Source organism: Pseudomonadota bacterium (assembly GCA_039033415.1).
Classification (GTDB): Bacteria; Pseudomonadota; Gammaproteobacteria; order Xanthomonadales; family SZUA-38; genus JANQOZ01.
The window spans coordinates 103,511-119,963 of sequence record JBCCCR010000016.1; the positions used below are offsets into that span (position 1 = coordinate 103,511).

The following is a 16,453-nucleotide window of genomic DNA, read 5'->3' on the forward strand; positions in this document are numbered from 1 at the left end:
ATTTAAGATCGGTCTCGAGTCCATTCGTCGAGCCAGCCTTGAATCCGAACACCGACAGCGCCTTCTGGATGCCGTTTACGGCCAACCGGGATTTCGAGCGTGCGCCCCGACGGGTTGCCAGCGCCAGCCGCCACCATTACCAGACGACCGACGGCCGGTCGGTCTATGACATGTTCTCCGGGCTCTGGACCAGCGGACTCGGCCACTGCCATCCGGCCATCACCGAAGCGATTGCTCACCAGGCAGGCGTGCTGGACTTCAACATGTCTTTTCAGTTCGGCAACGAGCTCGCGCCGAGGCTAGCCGACCGGCTGACGGCCTTGGCTCCCGACCACCTCGAGCATTGCTTCTTCACCAACTCGGGCTCGGAGTCGGTCGACACGGCGCTCAAGATTGCGCTGGCGTATCACCGGGCCTGCGGGCAGCCGGAACGCACGATGCTCATCGGGCGGCAGCGCGGTTATCACGGCGTGAACTTCGGCGGCATGTCGGTCGGGGGTATTCCTAACAACCAGAAGGCGTTCAGCGGCAACCTGCTGCCGCGCGTCGACCACCTGCCCCACACCTTCAATCTGGCGCACAACGCGTTCAGCAAGGGCCAGCCGGGCTGGGGTGCACATCTGGCTGATGAGCTTTCCTTGCTGATCGACCGACACGGCGCTGAATCCATCGCCGCGGTCATTGTGGAACCGGTTGCCGGATCCACCGGCATCCTGCCGCCGCCGGTGGGTTATCTGGAAAAGCTCCGCCAGATCTGCACCGACCACGGCATCCTGCTGATCTTCGACGAAGTCATCACCGCGTTCGGCCGAATCGGCGAACCCTTCGCCGCGCAGCGATTTGGTGTTGCGCCCGATCTGATCACCCTCGCTAAAGGCCTCACCAACGGCACCGTCCCGATGGGTGCGGTGCTGGCCAGCGACAATATCTACCAGGCGTTTATGACCGGCCCAACGGAGACGATTGAGCTCTTCCACGGCTACACCTACTCGGGTCATCCCCTGGCTGCGGCAGCCGGGCTCGCGACCCTGGACGTTTACGAATCGGAACTGAGCTTTGCGAGCGCCAGGAACCTGGAGCCCCAGTTCGAAAAGGCGGTGCACAGCCTGGCGGATCACCCCTTGGTCATCGATGTTCGTAACTTCGGGCTAATGGCGGGCGTGGATCTGGCGCCCGATCCGGACGCCCCCGGCCGGCGAGGGCTGGAAGCACACAAGCGCTGTTTCCATGAGGAAAACCTGGTGATCCGCAACGCCATGGACACCCTCCAGTTTGCGCCGTTCCTCAACGCGGAGATCTCGGACGTTGAACGCGGCATCGAGAGCGTGCGCCGGGTTCTCGATCACATCGACAGGTAAAACCGAAAAGACGTCGGCCTTTTTTCCTGCCATGATCGAGTGACTTTTGTCGCAGGTCGAAATCATAGGAGCGCGTGATGAACAGACTCGTCTTTCTTCTCCTCACCATAATCATCGGCACGGCATCCGCTGCTGACAAGGCAGATCCACTAAGCTGTCTGGATCCGGTTATCGCCGCGACGTTTCTCACGAGTTTCGGGAGCCAGGGCACGCCCAGCGTCTCCTCCGAGCCCCCTGAACCGCTCAGCGGCGTCGAGCAGCTGGAGGGCATCAGCTTCCTTGGCAACTACCAAAGCAACACCACCTTTGCCCAAACCCAAAATCTGGGTTTTGTCTCCGATCAGAGCGTCCGCGAGGTTGAGCAAAAACTAGAGGCGTTTCTTAGTGACCGAGGCTGGAAGGCATTACAGACCAGCCGGCCTGGCGTGAGCGGATTTCGCCAGACCAAGCGCACGCAAGGTGTCTCGCTCTGTTCCGACAAAAACGGCATGGCAACCTTGATGGCCCGAGAGCATGAAGGCCAGACGATCGCCAACGTGATGAGCTATCAAAACGGCAGAGTCGATTGCGCAGCGATGTCCTCGGGTATTGGCTATCGAGCGCTTGGGCTAAACGAGCATATGCCGACCCTCAATCTACCGGACGGTGCCAAGATGACGCCGACTTTGGGAATGGGAAGCTCAGCAGGGAGCCAGACGGCATCGACCCAAGCCAGTTTTGAGCTTGAAATGCCCAAGACCCGGGTCCTCGCCCATTTCGATCAGCAAATCGAAGCGCAGGGCTGGTCGCTCGATTCGGGCTGGGAAGGCCAGCAGATCGCAGGATCAAGCTGGACCAAAACCGTCGACGATAAGAGCGTGGTTGGCATCCTGACCCTGGTCGCCAATGACAACAGCTTCGCCGTGCGGTTTGAGATTCAAGCGCTGCCCTGACTATTGCTACACTGTCGCGCTGATAGCTGGCCGATGGTCAGCGCGATAGCCCCGGTAGCTCAGCTGGATAGAGCGACGGCCTCCTAAGCCGTAGGTCCCAGGTTCGACTCCTGGTCGGGGCACCATTCCCGAAAAATTTTGTGCTTAGCGGGGTTGCGCCCGACGCAGTCGGGGTCCGCGGAAACAGCCCCTGCATGGCCACCTAACCGGCCGCCAGCTCCCGCACCAGAAACCGCGTTGCCTGCTCGACCGCGGCGCCGAACAGGAACATCGATACGTGCCCGTGCAGCGGCTTGATAAACAGCTCCGTGCGCACGCCCGCCTCGGCCAGCGCTGTCTGCATGTCCTTCGCCTGGTCCGGCTCAACCAGCTTGTCCAGACCGCCGTGGTACAGGAAGAACGGCGGCTCATTGCCGTTGACGTGGGTAATGGGAGATGCCGCTGTCCAGGTTCCCAGCGCCGCGTCGCGTTCTGCGCCGATCAAGCCTCTTACCAGCTGACTGTTGGGCCACTTGCGTAGATCGGTCGGCGTCCCGCCGGCCACCACCGCTTTGAGCTTTGGCAGTTCGCGCGCCCAGGCGGGCGTCAGCGGGTCATCCCGGTCGACGGTTGCCAGCAGCGCGACCAGGTGAGCACCCGCGGAGTAGCCGTAGGCGCCGATTCGCTCGAGGTCCACACCCAGCGCCTGGTGATTTTCGGCAATCCACCGCATGGCCTGCTGCAGATCCTCGAGCTGCGTCGGGAAACGGTGCTGCGGCGCAAAGCGGTAGGCGACGTTGATCACCACCAGGCCGCGCTTGGCCAGGTCCTTGGCAATGCTGTCCATGTCGCTCGGGGAGCGCCGGGTCCAGCCGCCGCCGTGCACAACCAGCACCGCGGGATAGCTCGCGCCGTTGCCGGCGCCCTTGGGCTTGTAAACGTCGGCCACCAGCTCGGCGGGCCAGTCATCCGGCGTGTAAATCTCGCCCTTCAGCACCTCGTACCCGGTTTTTGCCGGGAGGGCCGTCTCGCTCTTGCTGCCGTTGCTGACGGTATGGCTTGCGCAGCCTCCGAGCAGCACCGCCGCCATGCCCACCATTCCCTGCACCATTCGTTTCATCACTTCGCTCCCTGAAATTCCGTCGTCCAGCCCATTGGCTGGCTTACCCATTGAATGATAGCTTTCGCGAATGAAAACCCAAGCACTGATCGAGCGGCTGCCCAAGGCTGAGCTGCACATGCACCTGGAGGGCAGCCTGGAGCCCGAGCTGATGTTTGAGCTGGCTCGGCGCAACGATGTCAGCATCCCCTTTGACTCGGTCGAGCAGGTCCGGGCGGCCTACGAGTTCAGCAACCTGCAAGAGTTTCTGGACATCTACTACCAGGGCATGGCGGTGCTACAGACCCCGGCCGACTTTGAGGATCTCACCCTCGCCTACTGCCGCCGCGCCCACGCGGATCAGGTGCGCCACGTGGAGGTGTTTTTTGATCCCCAGGGGCATACGGAGCGAGGGGTGTCGATGGACACGGTGGTGCACGGCATCATCGGTGGTCTGGCTCGGGCCCAGGAAGAGCTTGGGCTGAGTCACAAGCTCATCATGTGCTTCCTGCGCCATTTGGACGAGGCGGCGGCCTTTGACACGCTGCGTGAGGCTGAACCCTTTCTGGAGCACCTCGCCGGCGTCGGCCTCGATTCCTCCGAGGTGGGCCACCCACCGAGTAAATTCGCGCGGGTTTTTGCCGAATGCGGCAAACACGGGCTGCGGCGCGTGGCGCACGCGGGTGAAGAGGGACCGCCGGAATACGTCTGGCAGGCGCTGGATGAGCTCGCGGTTGAGCGCATCGATCACGGCAATCGTGCGCTCGAGGATCCCGCGCTGGTCGAACGGCTGGTCGCGTCCGCGATGCCGCTGACCGTTTGCCCGCTGTCGAATCTCAAGCTCTGCGTGGTGAGCGACATGCAGGCCCACCCGCTGCGCAACATGCTCGATCAGAGGCTGAACGCCACTGTTAATTCAGACGATCCGGCGTATTTCGGCGGCTATATGAACGCCAACTTTGCAGCGGTTGCTGAAAGTCTCGAGCTCGAGTCTTCCCACTTGGCCCAGCTGGCGGCCAACAGCTTTACGTCCAGCTGGCTCAGCGACGCCGAAAAACAGCCATTTCTCGACGAAATTGACCTGATCGTCACCGAATTTGGGGCACTCTGACGCTCGTAACTCCCTGACTTTAGGGCATTGATCGCGCCAGGGGCGACCGGTATGGTGGCCGCTGCCAACGGAAATCCATCAAACATGGCTGAAACCGGTTTCTTTTCTGAGTTGTGGCGGCGGCGCGTGCCCCAATTCCTCGGCTTTTATGTGGCTGCCACCTGGATGGCGGTGGAGATCGGCGACTGGATGATCGAGCGGTTCTCGCTGCCCGAGAACCTGACCTCCTACGTCTTCCTGGGCATGGTCTCGCTGATCCCGGCTGTGGGCGTGATCGCCTGGGGCCACGGTGCCCCCGGCAAGGACCGCTGGACAAAATTCCAGGCGGGTTTCATTGGGCTGAATGCGGCGGCGGCCATCGCGGCCCTGGCTTTGTGGGTTCAGCCTATGACCGCCCCTCAGGCGCCCGCAGTGGCTGCCGCGGCCACCGAGACGGTGGAGGTCCTCGACGAGGACGGCAACGTCGAGTTTCACGAGGTTGCCAAAGACGGTTACCACCAGAGCCTGCTGGCGTTTTTCTTCCGGAATATGACCGGCGACACCGAGCTCGACTGGCTTTCCTACGGGGCACCGTGGCTCATCACCGAAGACTTGAGGCGCAACCCGCTGATTGCGATCGGCACCCCCCTCAGTCAGGCAGGCGCAGCCAGCCGGCTGCGGGAAAAAGGTTTTCCCAACGCCGTTGGCGAACCGCTGTCGTTGGATTTGCAGATCGCCCGGGATCGCGGCTTGCCGCAGATCATCACCGGCGAAATCGCCCGGCTGGTGGACGGCACGCTGGAGCTCACCGCGCGCCTCATCGAAGTAGAGACGGGGCAGATGGTCAACGAGTGGAAGCGGTCAGGGGCCGACGTGCTCGACACGGCCGACCAGATATCGGGCGACATCCGCGAAAGCCTCCTGAGTGGCTATGAGACCGACCGCATCGTCACCGAACTCAGCATCAAAGAACACACCAGCGAGAATCTCGAAGCCATCCGGCATGCCGTTGAGGCCCAGCGTCTTCGCAGCTTCGAAAATAACTATCCCGCTGCCATTGAGGAGCTGAAGCAGGCTATTGAGAAGGACCCAACGTTTGCGGAAGCACACGTGCTGGCGCATCTCTTTTACCGCAACCTCGGCGACTATCCGACGGCACTCGCGGAGGCGCAGAAGGCGCTGGCGCACGACTACAAGCTCTACTCCGAAACCAAGTTCATGCTCAAAGCCAACATGCAGGCGCTTCAGGGACGCGCCGATCAGGCAGTCTGGGTGCTGGAACGGTGGGCGCAGATCCATCCGCAGAGCGGCGAGGTGCAAGGCCTTTTGGGATCAAACTACCTCGTGATGATGGAGATCGCCAAAGCGAAGGGTGCCTATCAGCGGCTTCTGGAGCTTGAGCCAAGCCAGCGACGCACCCTGCTGAGTCTGGCGGCCGTACTGCGTCTCGAGGGCGACCTGGACAACGCTATCGCAACGATCCAGCGGTACATCGAAGAGGTACAGCCGGAAAACGCAGAAGCCCATATGGATCTCGGCAATACCTACATCCAGGCGGGTCAGTTTGAGCAGGCTCGCGAGGCTTACGAGGAGGCGGCTTTCCTGGACGCCACCAACCCGCGCGCTGAGATTGCGCTGGCAGGTCTGCTGCTTCGCGAGGGCGCCTACGATCAGGCGCTGACGGCGCTCAAACGTATCGAGGCGCGCAACCTCCCGCCGCGCCAGCTTTTTGCGGTGCTCGGCATGAGGCAGAAACTGCATCTCTACCTGGGCGAAGTTGAGCTGGGGATGGAGTCTCTCCGGCAAATGAGCGAGGCTGGCAGCACGTTCATGCCGCCGTTCCTGCAGGTGTTTCAGATCGAAAACAGCCTGGCGATTTATCAGGCCATGCTGAGCGACAAAGAGGGTGCGCTGCAGATGGCGGCTGAGACGCGCGCCAAGCTTAAGCCACCATTCGACGGCTACGCGCTGTTTGCCCCACTCGACATCTACTCGATATTCAAAGAAGCTGAGCCCTATCTCAAGGTCTTCGAAGAGCTGGAGCAGTCGTCGCAGCTCTTCAGCAATCCGACCATGGAGCTTGTGGTGGACTGGTATCGGGCGCGGGGACAGCTGCTGTCCGGCGATACCGCTGCGGCAGTGGAAACCTCCACCAACGTCCTGCAGGGGCTTGGCCGTTCAGCCGCGACGCTTCAATCGCCGGACCTGATGGAGTCTTTCATCGTTTTTCATGCCCACACCCTCGCCAAGGCCGGCCGCGTGGACGAGGCGCTCGACCAGATCAACGGCTTGGTTGATGTGAATCCAGGCATGAGCTTCGCGCGAGTCGAACGGCTCGCGATTTTGCTGCAAAAGGGACTGGTTGAGGCGGCGCAGAATGAAGCTGATTATCTCGATCGGGTGTGGGAAAGCGCAGACAAGCAGTACGTTGAGTACAAGCGTCTGCAGGAGCTGAAGGCCGAGCTCGCAACGGCGCAGGGTTGAAAGCAGGGCCGCGGTTTGCGGGTCTGCTGTACAAGATGAGAAAACTGGAAACACCATGAAAAAGCTCTTTTTTGCAGCGATGCTGGCCCTGCTGCCGCTGGCAACCACTTCAGCGCAGGACAACAGCGCAACGGCCAAAGCCACCTTCGCGGGCGGCTGTTTCTGGTGCGTAGAGGCCGATTTTGACAAGGTCGACGGCGTGATCAGCACCACATCCGGCTATACCGGCGGTGACGCCCTGAACCCCAGCTACCGCGACGTTGTTTCCGGCCGGACCGGCCACGCTGAAGCGGTTGAGGTGGTGTACGACCCGTCAAAGGTCAGCTACGAGGAGCTGCTGCAGGTCTTCTGGCTGAACATTGATCCGACGGTCGCCAACCGACAGTTCTGCGACAGCGGAAGCCAATATCGCACCGCGATCTACACCCACGACGCGCAGCAGTTCGCTCAGGCGTCAGCCTCTGCCGGAGGCGTCCGTGAGCGCCTGGGAGAAGAAGTCTTCACCGAAATTGAGGCGGCTGAGCGTTTCTATCCCGCCGAGGACTATCACCAGGACTACTACAAGAAAAACCCGCTCCGCTACCGCAGCTACCGAACCGGCTGTGGCCGCGATCGTCGGCTGAAGAAAATCTGGGGAGGCGCCAGTGAAGCCTTTGACCCGGCAAGGCTCAGCCAAACACAATAAGGGCGGCAGCCGACAGCGCCGCGCGCTGGCTCCGCTCTGCCTGCTGCTGCTGCTCTCGGCGGCAGCGCAGGCGGACTCTATGAACTGCGGCGTCCATCTCGTCGTGGAGGGCGACCTCAAGTTCGAAGTGGAGGAAGCCTGCGGGAAGCCCCACAGCAAAGAATCACACTTCATCGACGGCGTTTTTCAGGGCCGCGACCGCTTTGGCCGGCGCTTTCAGCTCGACGGTATTCGGGTGGATACCTGGACCTATCGCTTCGGTCCCAATCGCTTCACCCGCATTCTTCGCTTCGAAAATAATCGGCTGGTAAGAATCGACAAAGCGCGTCGCCGCCTGTAGTGTCGCGCCTGCCATGATTGACGTTTACTACTGGGCGACCCCCAACGGCCACAAGGTCACCATTTTCCTGGAAGAAAGTAAGACGCCATACGAGCTGCACTCGGTGCATATCGGGCGCGGCGAACAGTTTGCGCCGGCGTTTCTCCAGCACTCGCCGAACAACCGTGTTCCAGCGATCGTAGACCACGAGCCGGCTGATGGCGATGGATCGCTTTCGCTGTTTGAGTCCGGAGCGATCCTGCTCTATCTGGCCGAGAAGACCGGACAGTTTCTTCCCGACGGACTGCGGAGTCGGCAAACCGCTCTGCAGTGGCTCTTCTGGCAGATGGCGGGGCTGGGCCCGATGCTCGGCCAGAACCATCACTTTGGTACCTACGCGCCGGAGAAGATCCCCTACGCCATCACGCGGTACCAGGACGAGGCGCAGCGGCTTTACAACGTGCTGAATCGCCAGCTGGAGGGCCAGAACTTCATCGCCGGCGAGTATTCCATCGCCGACATGGCTTGCTATCCCTGGATTGTTCCGCACGAGCGTCAGGGCCAAAACCTCAACGACTATCCCGCGCTGAAGCGCTGGTTTGAATCGATTGCCGAACGACCGGCGGTCAAGCGAGCGTACGCGCGCGGTGACCAACTCAAGGCCGGGCGCGCCACGGTCGACGAAGAGGCGCGACACTATCTGTTCGGGCAGACCGACGCGCAAAAGCCCGGCGGCTGAACACTAATTCGTCATCATATTTTGGTGGACGATAACCGGGATTCCTCGGGCGTCCAGCTGAGCCGCAACCCGGTGGCGCTGGCGGTAGAGTAGCGGGCTGAGGGCCAGCCGGCGCCGCCGGAATCGCGCATCCTGAAACACCCAAAAGCAGTCGCGTTCCAGCCAGTGTCTTGAGCGATGCACTTCGTAGATGACCACCACGCCGGCCAGCTCGATATCGATCTCGATCGGATCCAGCCAGGTGCCGACAACCAGGCTAAACCACTCGTCATCCACCCGAACCCGCTCAATCGCTCGGCTTGGCAACACCCATGCCACCACATACAGGTCGAGCGCAAGCAGAAGCCAGAGCGCCTTGTCACGCCCCCAACGCCGGTAGGCCAGCAGCGTTGCCGCGGTGAGGCTCAGTAGCGTTACGGCCGCAACAGCCAGCTCGAAAAAGTCCCAGCTGATCGTCAGCGATTCTTTAGGAGGCACTCCACTGAACGCGAAAGCTGGCAGAATGGCCGATCAATTAAAGACCGCTTTAGGCCACCTGCTCGATGCTGAACCTCAAACCCGGGTGCGAAAACTGCAACGTGGATCTGCCGCCCGACAGCGACGCGGCGATGATCTGTTCCTTTGAGTGCACGTTTTGCCGGGACTGCGTGGAGGGTGTGCTGAACAACGTGTGTCCGAACTGCGGCGGCGGCTTTGAGCGCCGTCCACAGCGGGTTACCACGGCCTGGCGCGCCGGCGTATCGCTAACCGAGGCACCGGCGAGCGAAGAGCGGGTCTACGATCCCGTTGATCCGACAGAACACGCGGCCTTCGCGCGGGCCATCCAAGACATCCCGCCGGCGCTGCGCTGAACGAAGGCAGCGCCATGAGCGTGGCTACATGGTGCGCGTGTCGGGCTTGCCGCGCGGATCGCCGCTGAAACAGGATCCGGTCATGGAAGTCTCGAAGTCGTGGCGCTTGCGGGCGTTGTTGCAGTCGGCGCGGCTGTCATACACCTGGCCGCAGAACCAGTGGCCGGGAATGGCACACTGACCGACAAAATAGCGGTTACGCTTGGCGGCGCAGCCCGACAGAGCCACACAGGTCAGCAATGCGACAAGCAGGCACAGGAAATTTCTATTCATGACAACCCCGACTCCAGACATCCACGAAGTTTGCCGTACTCCCCTGAACCTGTCCAGCAGGGCCCAGCACCGGGCCGCTCGGACGGCAGCCCTATGCGGCTGACGGTCCTGGAGCCCGAGCTAGCCGTTTGCCGGCTGGCGCCCGATGCCGCCCTGCCGGGCTGGGTGGGTCCGGGTTTTTCCAGCGTCACGCGGACGCACGCTGAGCTGTCCGTGGTCTGTGAGCACTCGCGGGTGCCCGAGGGCATTCGCTGCGAGGGCCCTTGGCGCTGCCTCGAAGTTGCCGGCCCCCTCGCGTTTTCCGAGGTTGGCATCATGGCCGCGCTGTCGGAGCCGCTGGCCTCAGCCGGCGTCAGCCTGTTTGCGGTGTCTACCTTCGATACCGACTACCTGCTGGTGAAGTCCGCCGACCTTAAGTCCGCCTGTGAGGCGCTGCGTGCTGCCGGCTACGAGGTCAGCAGCTAACTGAACTGTCAGGCCGAGGCCGGCGCGACGCCCAGCTGTGACAGGACGTGCGCCAGCACGTCGTCGGCGTACAGCAGCCCAACTACCTGGCGGTCCTCCCGCGTATCGACCACTGGCAGCCATTTGAAACCACGGTCGCGCATCATGTTGGCCGCAATGGCGCAGGTTTCGCCGCTGGCGGCCACCGCCGGCTTTCGACTCATCACCTGCGCCACCGTCGCGTCCGTCCCGTGCTCCAGGCCGGCAATCAGATCAGTCCGAGTCACCAGCCCGACCAGCTCTGAATCGTCGCTGACCAGCGCCAGGTCCTGGCCGCTTTGGCGCAGACCGTCGAAAGCCTCCAACACCCGGCTGGCGGGCTCAAAACTGCGGTCCGGCGGTTCCCGCATCAGCTCAGCGCAGGTCGCGTTTTCCAGCAGGCGAAGGGCCTCCGGCGCGCTTTCCCAGAACGGCTGATGGGTGAGCATGCTGCGGCGAAGCAGGGTTTCCACCGGCTTCAGCGTGGCGCTCATGCGCTGCATAAAATCACCCGCCAGGCTGATGGCCTCAATATTGGTCCGGGCTCGCAGCGCCACGTTGTCTTTGCCGAAGCTGCTCAGTGTGTGGCTGCCGATGAGCTCGCCGCCGCCGACCACCGCCAGCACCTGGTCGCTGCCCGAGGGTCCGCCGGGATGGATGATTTCGCACTCACCCTCCTCGACCGCGTAAAGCGTGCGCCCGGCGCTGTGGGAGTCGATGATCGTTTCACCGGCGGCGAAAAAGCTTCGGGACACAGGCTGTGTTCCGGCGCCGTTGAACGCACTGATTTCCCGGGGAAAAACCAGCTCAAAAGCCCAGTCAAAGCCCACCTTAATCTTCTGCAGGAAGCTCGGAAGCTTGACGAGAAACGCGCTGCGCCAGAGCCAGAAGGCCGGAAAGCCGGCCACCCGTACGCCAAGCAGCTCAGCCACACCGCGGCGCCCGCCGATTCCCGCGGCCACGCCGACGGGTTTGAAGCTGAAGGGGCGCGTCGCGTTGCCTTCCACCTTCCTCAAGATGTTCTGCGCCGCCTGCCGACCCTGACGCTCAGCAAACTGCGCCGTTGGAGGTGCCGTCTTCCCGGTGTGCTGATTGGGAACCCACGCACAGTCGCCCACCGCCCAGAGTCCCGGCCTTCCTTTGACCTGCATATCGGGCTCCGTGACAACGCGGCCGCCCTCGGTCTCCACCGCCAGGCGCTGGACCAGTTCCGTCGCCGTATTGCCGATGGTGCAGACCACCGTACCCCCTTCGATCAATTCGCCGCTGTTCAGCTCGACACCGCGACGGGTCACCACCGATGCCCGAGCCTTCAGCACAAACTTCACGCCGTGCTTTTTCATCCGCGCAATCGCAAAGTCTCGCAGGCGGGACGTGACCTCCGGCAGGATCTGCTCGCGGGAGTGAATCAGCGTCACCTGGATGTCTTCGGGGAGAATATTGTCGTAATACTTCAGCGCGTGCTGGGCCAGGTCGTTGATTTCGCCAGCCACCTCTACACCGCTGAAGCCGCCCCCGATCACCACAAATGACGTAAGCCAGCGTCGCCGGTCGGAGTCCTCGCACGCATCAGCCTGCTCCAGCCGTTCCATCACCCGCTGGCGCATGGCGATGGCGTCACCGATCGATTTCAGCGGCAGCGCGTTGGTCACCATCCCCGGGACGCGGCCCAGGTCCACCCGGTTCCCAACGGCGATCACCAGCTCATCAAAGCCGGTTTGGCCGACACTCCCGTCATAGCGCTGGTAGGTTAGCTGGCGCGCGTCTGGATCCACCGACAGCACCTTTTCGCTGCGGCAGTGCACGTTCTTGAGCATCTGGCGCAGCGGCGCGGTGATGGCCCGAGGATTGAGTGATGAACCCGCCACGTCCGCCAGGAGGGGCGTAAACACCATGTGGTTGACCGGATTGAAGAGGGTCACGTTGACCTTCTTTGAGGCACCCAAAATCTTGGCGCACTTCACGCCGGCAAACCCGCCGCCTACGATGACTACCTTATTCATCAGCCTCGCTCCTAACCTTTACCCAATCGCTGCCCAAAAAAAAGGCCCGATTCCGGCGGCTGACCAGAATCGGACCTTGCTGCTGTCCGCCGTCCTATTCCTTCTTAAAGAAGCGGCCGAGCCAGTAGTCGACGCTGACAAACTTGCCTGCGCCCAGGCCCATCAGCGCCATCAGCATCAGGAAATAGGTGGCGGCCCATTCGATGCCGTTTTTGTTGATCGTGATGGAGCCGGCTTCCGTGAGATAGCTGTAGTTGCCATGTCGGCGCAGCAGGGAGCGGGCTTTGCTGCGACGCTCAACGCCGGCTTCGATCAGATCCTCACGCCATTCCCAGGGGGCGGTCAGCTCCGTTTCGGGGCCCACGTGCCAGCCGTTTTCCCAGTGAACCGTGGTAGCCGCAACCACCATGGTGAACATCAGGGGAATGGCGATCCAACGAACCGCGAGGCCAGCAACCAGCAGCCAGCCGCCAATAAACTCGGTGCCTCCGGCCACGTAGGCCATCAGTTCGGGCGCTGGAATACCCAGGCTGTCAAAGTATTTGCCGATGTTTTCGGCATTCGACAGCTTGTTGGAGCCAGCCAGGATGAAGATCGGCGCCAGATAGACGCGCAGACCGATGGAGGCCAGAAATGTTCCGACCGAGGTGATTACGCCCTGGAGCGTGTGAATCAAACCCGTCATTTTCGTTCCCCTGCAATCTCGTTAGGTTGCGTAATAAGAAACGACTAAGCGGGTTTTTCTTTCACCTCTCGCTCACATTGGCGTTGACGGCAGGCTACACCCCGCGCCGAGCCATCAGCATTTTCTTGATTTCAGCGATGGCTTTGGCTGGATTCAGGCCTTTCGGACAGGTTTTGGTGCAGTTCATGATGGTGTGGCAGCGGTAGAGCCGGAAAGGGTCTTCCAGGTCGTCCAGCCGCTCACCGGTCGCCTCATCGCGTGAGTCGATAAGCCATCGATAGGCCTGCAGCAAAATCGCCGGCCCCAGATAGCGGTCTCCGTTCCACCAGTAGCTTGGGCAGGACGTTGAGCAGCAGGCACAGAGAATGCACTCATAGAGGCCGTCCAGCTTCTCCCGATCCTCCTTGGACTGCAGGCGCTCCTTGTCAGCCGGAGCAACCGAGCTGGTGCGAATCCACGGCTTGATCGACGCGTGCTGCGCGTAGAAGTGGGTCATGTCCGGCACCAGGTCTTTCACGACCGGCATGTGCGGCAGCGGATAAACTTTGACGTCACCTTTGATGTCCGAGATCGGCTTGGTGCAGGCCAGCGTGTTCGTCCCGTCGATGTTCATCGCGCAGGATCCGCAGATGCCTTCGCGACAGGACCGCCGCAGCGTCAGCGTGGTGTCGATCTCGTTTTTGATCTTCAGCAGACCGTCCAGCACCATCGGGCCGCACGAATCCATGTCCACCTCATAGGTGTCGGTGCGCGGGTTTTCGCCGGCGTCAGGGTCCCAGCGATACACTTTGAATCGCTTGACGTTCTTAGCGCCGTTGGCGGAAAAATTCTTTCCGGGCTTAATCTTCGAGTTTCTAGGCAGGGTAAATTTGGCCATTAATCCTATCTCTAATGCTCTCTTGCCTTAGTACGTTCTTGCCTTCGGCGGAACGGCTTCCACGTCGTCCGTCATCGTCTCGAGGTGGACCGGGCGATATTCAAAGTTCACCGATCCCTCGTCCGACACCCACGCGAGAGTATGTTTCATCCAGTTCTCATCATCCCGATCGGGGTAGTCCTCGTGAGCATGAGCACCGCGCGATTCCTTGCGGTTGGCCGCGCTCGTGATGGTAGCCACCGCGCACGACAACAGGTTCTGAAGTTCGAGCGTTTCAATGAGGTCTGAGTTCCAGATCAGCGACGTATCGTTCACCTGTACGTCTTCGAACGACCGATACACCTCGTTCATCTTCTCAACGCCTTCGGACAGGGTCTCGTCCGTGCGGAACACGGCGGCGTGCTCCTGCATGGTCGCCTGCATGGCGCTGCGGATGCTCGCGGTGCCCGTTTCGCCTTTGGCGTAACGCAGGCGGTCCAGGTTGCCGAGCGCCCGATCCAATGACGCCTGGGGCGTTTTGGGATGCGGTTGTTCCGGCTTCATCGTCTCGCCGCAGTGCTGCGCCACCGACCGACCAAATACGATCAGATCGAGCAGCGAATTGGAGCCCAGGCGGTTGGCGCCGTGCACCGACACCGAGGCCGCCTCACCGATCGAATATAGACCTGGCACCAGCTTATTGGGATCGCCGCCCTGACCGGAACGCACCTCACCGTGATAGTTGGTGGGGATACCGCCCATGTTGTAGTGCACGGTCGGCAGCACCGGGATGGGCTCTTTGGTCACGTCGACGCCAGCAAAAATCTGCGCGGTCTCCGAGATGCCGGGGAGACGTTCTTCGATCACGTCAGCGCCCAGGTGGGAAAGGTTGAGATGCACGTGGTCGTTGTTCGGCCCGACACCGCGACCCTCGCGGATCTCGATGGTGCTCGAACGGCTTACCACGTCGCGGGACGCCAGATCTTTGGCGTTTGGCGCGTAGCGCTCCATGTAGCGCTCGCCGTCGGAGTTGGTGAGATAGCCACCCTCGCCGCGCACACCTTCGGTGATCAGTACGCCTGCGCCGTAGACGCCGGTGGGGTGAAACTGCACAAACTCCATGTCTTCGAGCGGCAACCCGGCCCGTACGACCATGCCGTTGCCGTCGCCGGTACAGGTGTGAGCGGACGTGGCCGAGAACCAGGCCCGCCCGTAGCCACCGGTCGCCAGCACCACCGCGTGGGTCTTAAACAGGTGCAGCTTGCCGGTGTTCATCTCCAGCGCCAGGACCCCTCGACAGGCCCCATCGTCGTCCATGATCAGATCGAGGGCAAAAAACTCGATGAAAAACTGGGCGTCGTGCTTCAGCGACTGCTGATATAGGGTGTGCAGGATGGCGTGACCGGTGCGGTCAGCGGCAGCGCAGGTGCGCTGGGCCGTGCCTTCGCCGAAGTGGGTGGTCATCCCGCCGAACGGCCGCTGGTAAATCTTGCCTTCCTCGGTTCGGGAAAACGGCACGCCGTAGTGTTCCAGCTCAATCACCGACGGAATCGCCTCGCGGCACATGTATTCGATGGCGTCCTGATCGCCGAGCCAGTCCGACCCTTTGATGGTGTCGTACATATGCCAGCGCCAATCGTCTTCGCCCATATTGGCCAGCGCAGCACTCATGCCGCCCTGCGCAGCCACCGTATGGCTGCGGGTGGGGAATACCTTGGTCAGGCAAGCTGTCTTAAGCCCGGTTGCCGCCATGCCCATCGTGGCCCGCAGCCCGGCGCCGCCGGCGCCGACCACCAGACAATCGTACTGGTGTTCGACCAGCGAGTAATCGTTACTCAACTCACTCCTCCTGTAACAATCTTGAGGATGGCAATCACCGACACTGCAACGCCAAGCAGCGTTGCGAGCTTCACCGCAACGTGGGCGGTGAACTCCATCCATGGATTATGTATGTAGTCTTCGACAACCACCTGCAGGCCCAGCTGTGAGTGCCACAGCACCGCCACAACCCAGCAGGCCAGCAGCGCGGCATTGAGCGGGCTCGCAACCAGCGCGCGAACCGTCTCAAAGTCGACGCTTTGTGTTTTCAGCAGCAACACCACCACCCAGATAGTCAGCGGCGCCAGCGCGATGGCCGTCAGCCGCTGCAGCCACCAGTGCTCTACGCCGGCCTTGGCTGACCCTTTGCCGATGACCCTCGCGAGAGGATGCTCAAGATTCATACGCCACCCCCGAAGATCAGCGCGGCACAGATGCCGGTGGCCACCAGGCTGAAGAGCACGACGATCCAGCCGGTCTGGTAGGCCGACTTCAGCTCCAGGCCGTAACCGGTATCCCAAAGCAGATGCCGCAGGCCATTGGCCAGGTGATAAAAGAGCGAAAACACCATCGCCAGCAGCACCAGCTTGCCAAGGAGGGTGCCGACGATCATTTGGGCACTCGCGAAGGCTTCGGCCCCGCTCGATAAGGCGTAAATCCAGTAGACAACAAACACCGCGCCGAACGACAGGAAAACGCCGGTGGCTCGGTGCATGATGGAGAGCGTTGAGGTGAGCTGCGGCTTGTAAACCTGCAGGTGCGGGGATAGAGGTCTATCCTGCATATTTCCTCCGAAACT

Annotated in this window: 18 protein-coding genes and 1 tRNA gene; 10 read left to right on the top strand and 9 right to left on the bottom strand. The window is 61.7% G+C overall.

Features of this window, described 5'->3' with window-relative positions; translation table 11 throughout:
* The first annotated feature begins 38 nt into the window (after positions 1-38).
* The 3 genes from AAF358_14565 (at position 39) to AAF358_14575 (ending at position 2,415) form a co-directional block, all read left to right on the top strand.
* Positions 39-1,358: an aminotransferase class III-fold pyridoxal phosphate-dependent enzyme gene (locus AAF358_14565; GenBank protein MEM7706780.1), complete on the top strand. Its 1,320-nt coding sequence runs from the start codon at positions 39-41 to the stop codon at positions 1,356-1,358.
* Positions 1,359-1,435: 77 nt separating this feature from the next.
* The gene (locus AAF358_14570; protein MEM7706781.1) at positions 1,436-2,290 is read left to right on the top strand and encodes a hypothetical protein; all 855 of its coding nucleotides are present in this window, start codon (positions 1,436-1,438) and stop codon (positions 2,288-2,290) included.
* Between the two features lie 48 nt (positions 2,291-2,338).
* Positions 2,339-2,415: transfer RNA gene (locus tag AAF358_14575), tRNA-Arg, on the top strand.
* Positions 2,416-2,492: 77 nt separating this feature from the next.
* On the opposite strand, the gene AAF358_14580 is transcribed toward AAF358_14575, so the two are convergent.
* Positions 2,493-3,389 carry an alpha/beta hydrolase gene (locus AAF358_14580; GenBank protein MEM7706782.1) on the bottom strand — a complete coding sequence of 299 codons (897 nt, stop codon included), beginning with the start codon at positions 3,387-3,389 and terminating at the stop codon, positions 2,493-2,495.
* Between the two features lie 70 nt (positions 3,390-3,459).
* Between AAF358_14580 and AAF358_14585 the strand changes: the two genes are divergently transcribed.
* From AAF358_14585 to AAF358_14605, 5 genes are all read left to right on the top strand, one after another.
* On the top strand, positions 3,460-4,479 hold the full coding sequence (locus tag AAF358_14585; protein ID MEM7706783.1) for an adenosine deaminase: 1,020 nt from the start codon (positions 3,460-3,462) through the stop codon (positions 4,477-4,479).
* Between the two features lie 84 nt (positions 4,480-4,563).
* Positions 4,564-6,942, top strand: coding sequence for a tetratricopeptide repeat protein (locus AAF358_14590; GenBank protein ID MEM7706784.1), 2,379 nt, complete (start codon positions 4,564-4,566; stop codon positions 6,940-6,942).
* Positions 6,943-6,997: 55 nt separating this feature from the next.
* Complete coding sequence (gene msrA, locus AAF358_14595) at positions 6,998-7,627, top strand: peptide-methionine (S)-S-oxide reductase MsrA (protein MEM7706785.1); 630 nt, start codon at positions 6,998-7,000, stop codon at positions 7,625-7,627.
* Positions 7,587-7,967, top strand: a complete 381-nt coding sequence (locus tag AAF358_14600) for a DUF2845 domain-containing protein (GenBank protein MEM7706786.1) — start codon at positions 7,587-7,589, stop codon at positions 7,965-7,967. The genes msrA and AAF358_14600 overlap by 41 nt, the downstream gene beginning before the upstream one ends.
* A gap of 13 nt (positions 7,968-7,980) precedes the next feature.
* On the top strand, positions 7,981-8,685 hold the full coding sequence (locus AAF358_14605; GenBank protein ID MEM7706787.1) for a glutathione S-transferase N-terminal domain-containing protein: 705 nt from the start codon (positions 7,981-7,983) through the stop codon (positions 8,683-8,685).
* A 3-nt stretch (positions 8,686-8,688) separates the two neighbouring features.
* On the opposite strand, the gene AAF358_14610 is transcribed toward AAF358_14605, so the two are convergent.
* Entirely contained in the window at positions 8,689-9,162 is a 474-nt protein-coding gene (locus tag AAF358_14610; protein ID MEM7706788.1) for a hypothetical protein, read from the bottom strand.
* A 65-nt stretch (positions 9,163-9,227) separates the two neighbouring features.
* Here AAF358_14610 and AAF358_14615 point away from each other — a divergent pair, with 65 nt between their 5' ends.
* On the top strand, positions 9,228-9,536 hold the full coding sequence (locus tag AAF358_14615) for a DUF1272 domain-containing protein (GenBank protein MEM7706789.1): 309 nt from the start codon (positions 9,228-9,230) through the stop codon (positions 9,534-9,536).
* 24 nt (positions 9,537-9,560) lie between these two features.
* Here the strand turns inward: AAF358_14615 and AAF358_14620 are convergent, their stop codons facing one another.
* The gene (locus AAF358_14620) at positions 9,561-9,809 is read right to left on the bottom strand and encodes a hypothetical protein (protein MEM7706790.1); all 249 of its coding nucleotides are present in this window, start codon (positions 9,807-9,809) and stop codon (positions 9,561-9,563) included.
* A gap of 93 nt (positions 9,810-9,902) precedes the next feature.
* Between AAF358_14620 and AAF358_14625 the strand changes: the two genes are divergently transcribed.
* A complete protein-coding gene (locus tag AAF358_14625) occupies positions 9,903-10,274 on the top strand; it encodes an ACT domain-containing protein (protein ID MEM7706791.1) in 372 nt (123 codons plus the stop codon).
* Positions 10,275-10,282: 8 nt separating this feature from the next.
* On the opposite strand, the gene AAF358_14630 is transcribed toward AAF358_14625, so the two are convergent.
* The 6 genes from AAF358_14630 to sdhC form a co-directional block, all read right to left on the bottom strand.
* Positions 10,283-12,295, bottom strand: coding sequence for an FAD-dependent oxidoreductase (locus tag AAF358_14630; GenBank protein MEM7706792.1), 2,013 nt, complete (start codon positions 12,293-12,295; stop codon positions 10,283-10,285).
* A 94-nt stretch (positions 12,296-12,389) separates the two neighbouring features.
* Complete coding sequence (locus AAF358_14635; protein ID MEM7706793.1) at positions 12,390-12,980, bottom strand: DoxX family protein; 591 nt, start codon at positions 12,978-12,980, stop codon at positions 12,390-12,392.
* A 94-nt stretch (positions 12,981-13,074) separates the two neighbouring features.
* Positions 13,075-13,857 carry a succinate dehydrogenase iron-sulfur subunit gene (locus tag AAF358_14640; GenBank protein ID MEM7706794.1) on the bottom strand — a complete coding sequence of 261 codons (783 nt, stop codon included), beginning with the start codon at positions 13,855-13,857 and terminating at the stop codon, positions 13,075-13,077.
* Positions 13,858-13,884: 27 nt separating this feature from the next.
* Positions 13,885-15,675, bottom strand: a complete 1,791-nt coding sequence (gene sdhA, locus AAF358_14645) for a succinate dehydrogenase flavoprotein subunit (GenBank protein ID MEM7706795.1) — start codon at positions 15,673-15,675, stop codon at positions 13,885-13,887.
* Positions 15,672-16,058: a succinate dehydrogenase, hydrophobic membrane anchor protein gene (gene sdhD, locus AAF358_14650; protein MEM7706796.1), complete on the bottom strand. Its 387-nt coding sequence runs from the start codon at positions 16,056-16,058 to the stop codon at positions 15,672-15,674. Before sdhD ends, sdhA begins: the two co-directional genes overlap by 4 nt.
* Positions 16,055-16,438 carry a succinate dehydrogenase, cytochrome b556 subunit gene (gene sdhC / locus AAF358_14655; protein MEM7706797.1) on the bottom strand — a complete coding sequence of 128 codons (384 nt, stop codon included), beginning with the start codon at positions 16,436-16,438 and terminating at the stop codon, positions 16,055-16,057. Before sdhC ends, sdhD begins: the two co-directional genes overlap by 4 nt.
* Positions 16,439-16,453 lie beyond the last annotated feature (15 nt).

What these genes read in the sequence shown, in the direction of transcription:
- AAF358_14570 (MEM7706781.1), top strand. Translation starts at nt 1,436, where the DNA reads ATGAACAGACTCGTCTTTCTTCTCCTCACCATAATCATCGGCACGGCA.
- AAF358_14580 (MEM7706782.1), bottom strand. Translation starts at nt 3,389, where the DNA reads ATGAAACGAATGGTGCAGGGAATGGTGGGCATGGCGGCGGTGCTGCTC.
- AAF358_14585 (MEM7706783.1), top strand. Translation starts at nt 3,460, where the DNA reads ATGAAAACCCAAGCACTGATCGAGCGGCTGCCCAAGGCTGAGCTGCAC.
- AAF358_14590 (MEM7706784.1), top strand. Translation starts at nt 4,564, where the DNA reads ATGGCTGAAACCGGTTTCTTTTCTGAGTTGTGGCGGCGGCGCGTGCCC.
- msrA (MEM7706785.1), top strand. Translation starts at nt 6,998, where the DNA reads ATGAAAAAGCTCTTTTTTGCAGCGATGCTGGCCCTGCTGCCGCTGGCA.
- AAF358_14605 (MEM7706787.1), top strand. Translation starts at nt 7,981, where the DNA reads ATGATTGACGTTTACTACTGGGCGACCCCCAACGGCCACAAGGTCACC.
- AAF358_14615 (MEM7706789.1), top strand. Translation starts at nt 9,228, where the DNA reads ATGCTGAACCTCAAACCCGGGTGCGAAAACTGCAACGTGGATCTGCCG.
- AAF358_14620 (MEM7706790.1), bottom strand. Translation starts at nt 9,809, where the DNA reads ATGAATAGAAATTTCCTGTGCCTGCTTGTCGCATTGCTGACCTGTGTG.
- AAF358_14625 (MEM7706791.1), top strand. Translation starts at nt 9,903, where the DNA reads ATGCGGCTGACGGTCCTGGAGCCCGAGCTAGCCGTTTGCCGGCTGGCG.
- AAF358_14630 (MEM7706792.1), bottom strand. Translation starts at nt 12,295, where the DNA reads ATGAATAAGGTAGTCATCGTAGGCGGCGGGTTTGCCGGCGTGAAGTGC.
- AAF358_14635 (MEM7706793.1), bottom strand. Translation starts at nt 12,980, where the DNA reads ATGACGGGTTTGATTCACACGCTCCAGGGCGTAATCACCTCGGTCGGA.
- AAF358_14640 (MEM7706794.1), bottom strand. Translation starts at nt 13,857, where the DNA reads ATGGCCAAATTTACCCTGCCTAGAAACTCGAAGATTAAGCCCGGAAAG.
- sdhD (MEM7706796.1), bottom strand. Translation starts at nt 16,058, where the DNA reads ATGAATCTTGAGCATCCTCTCGCGAGGGTCATCGGCAAAGGGTCAGCC.
- sdhC (MEM7706797.1), bottom strand. Translation starts at nt 16,438, where the DNA reads ATGCAGGATAGACCTCTATCCCCGCACCTGCAGGTTTACAAGCCGCAG.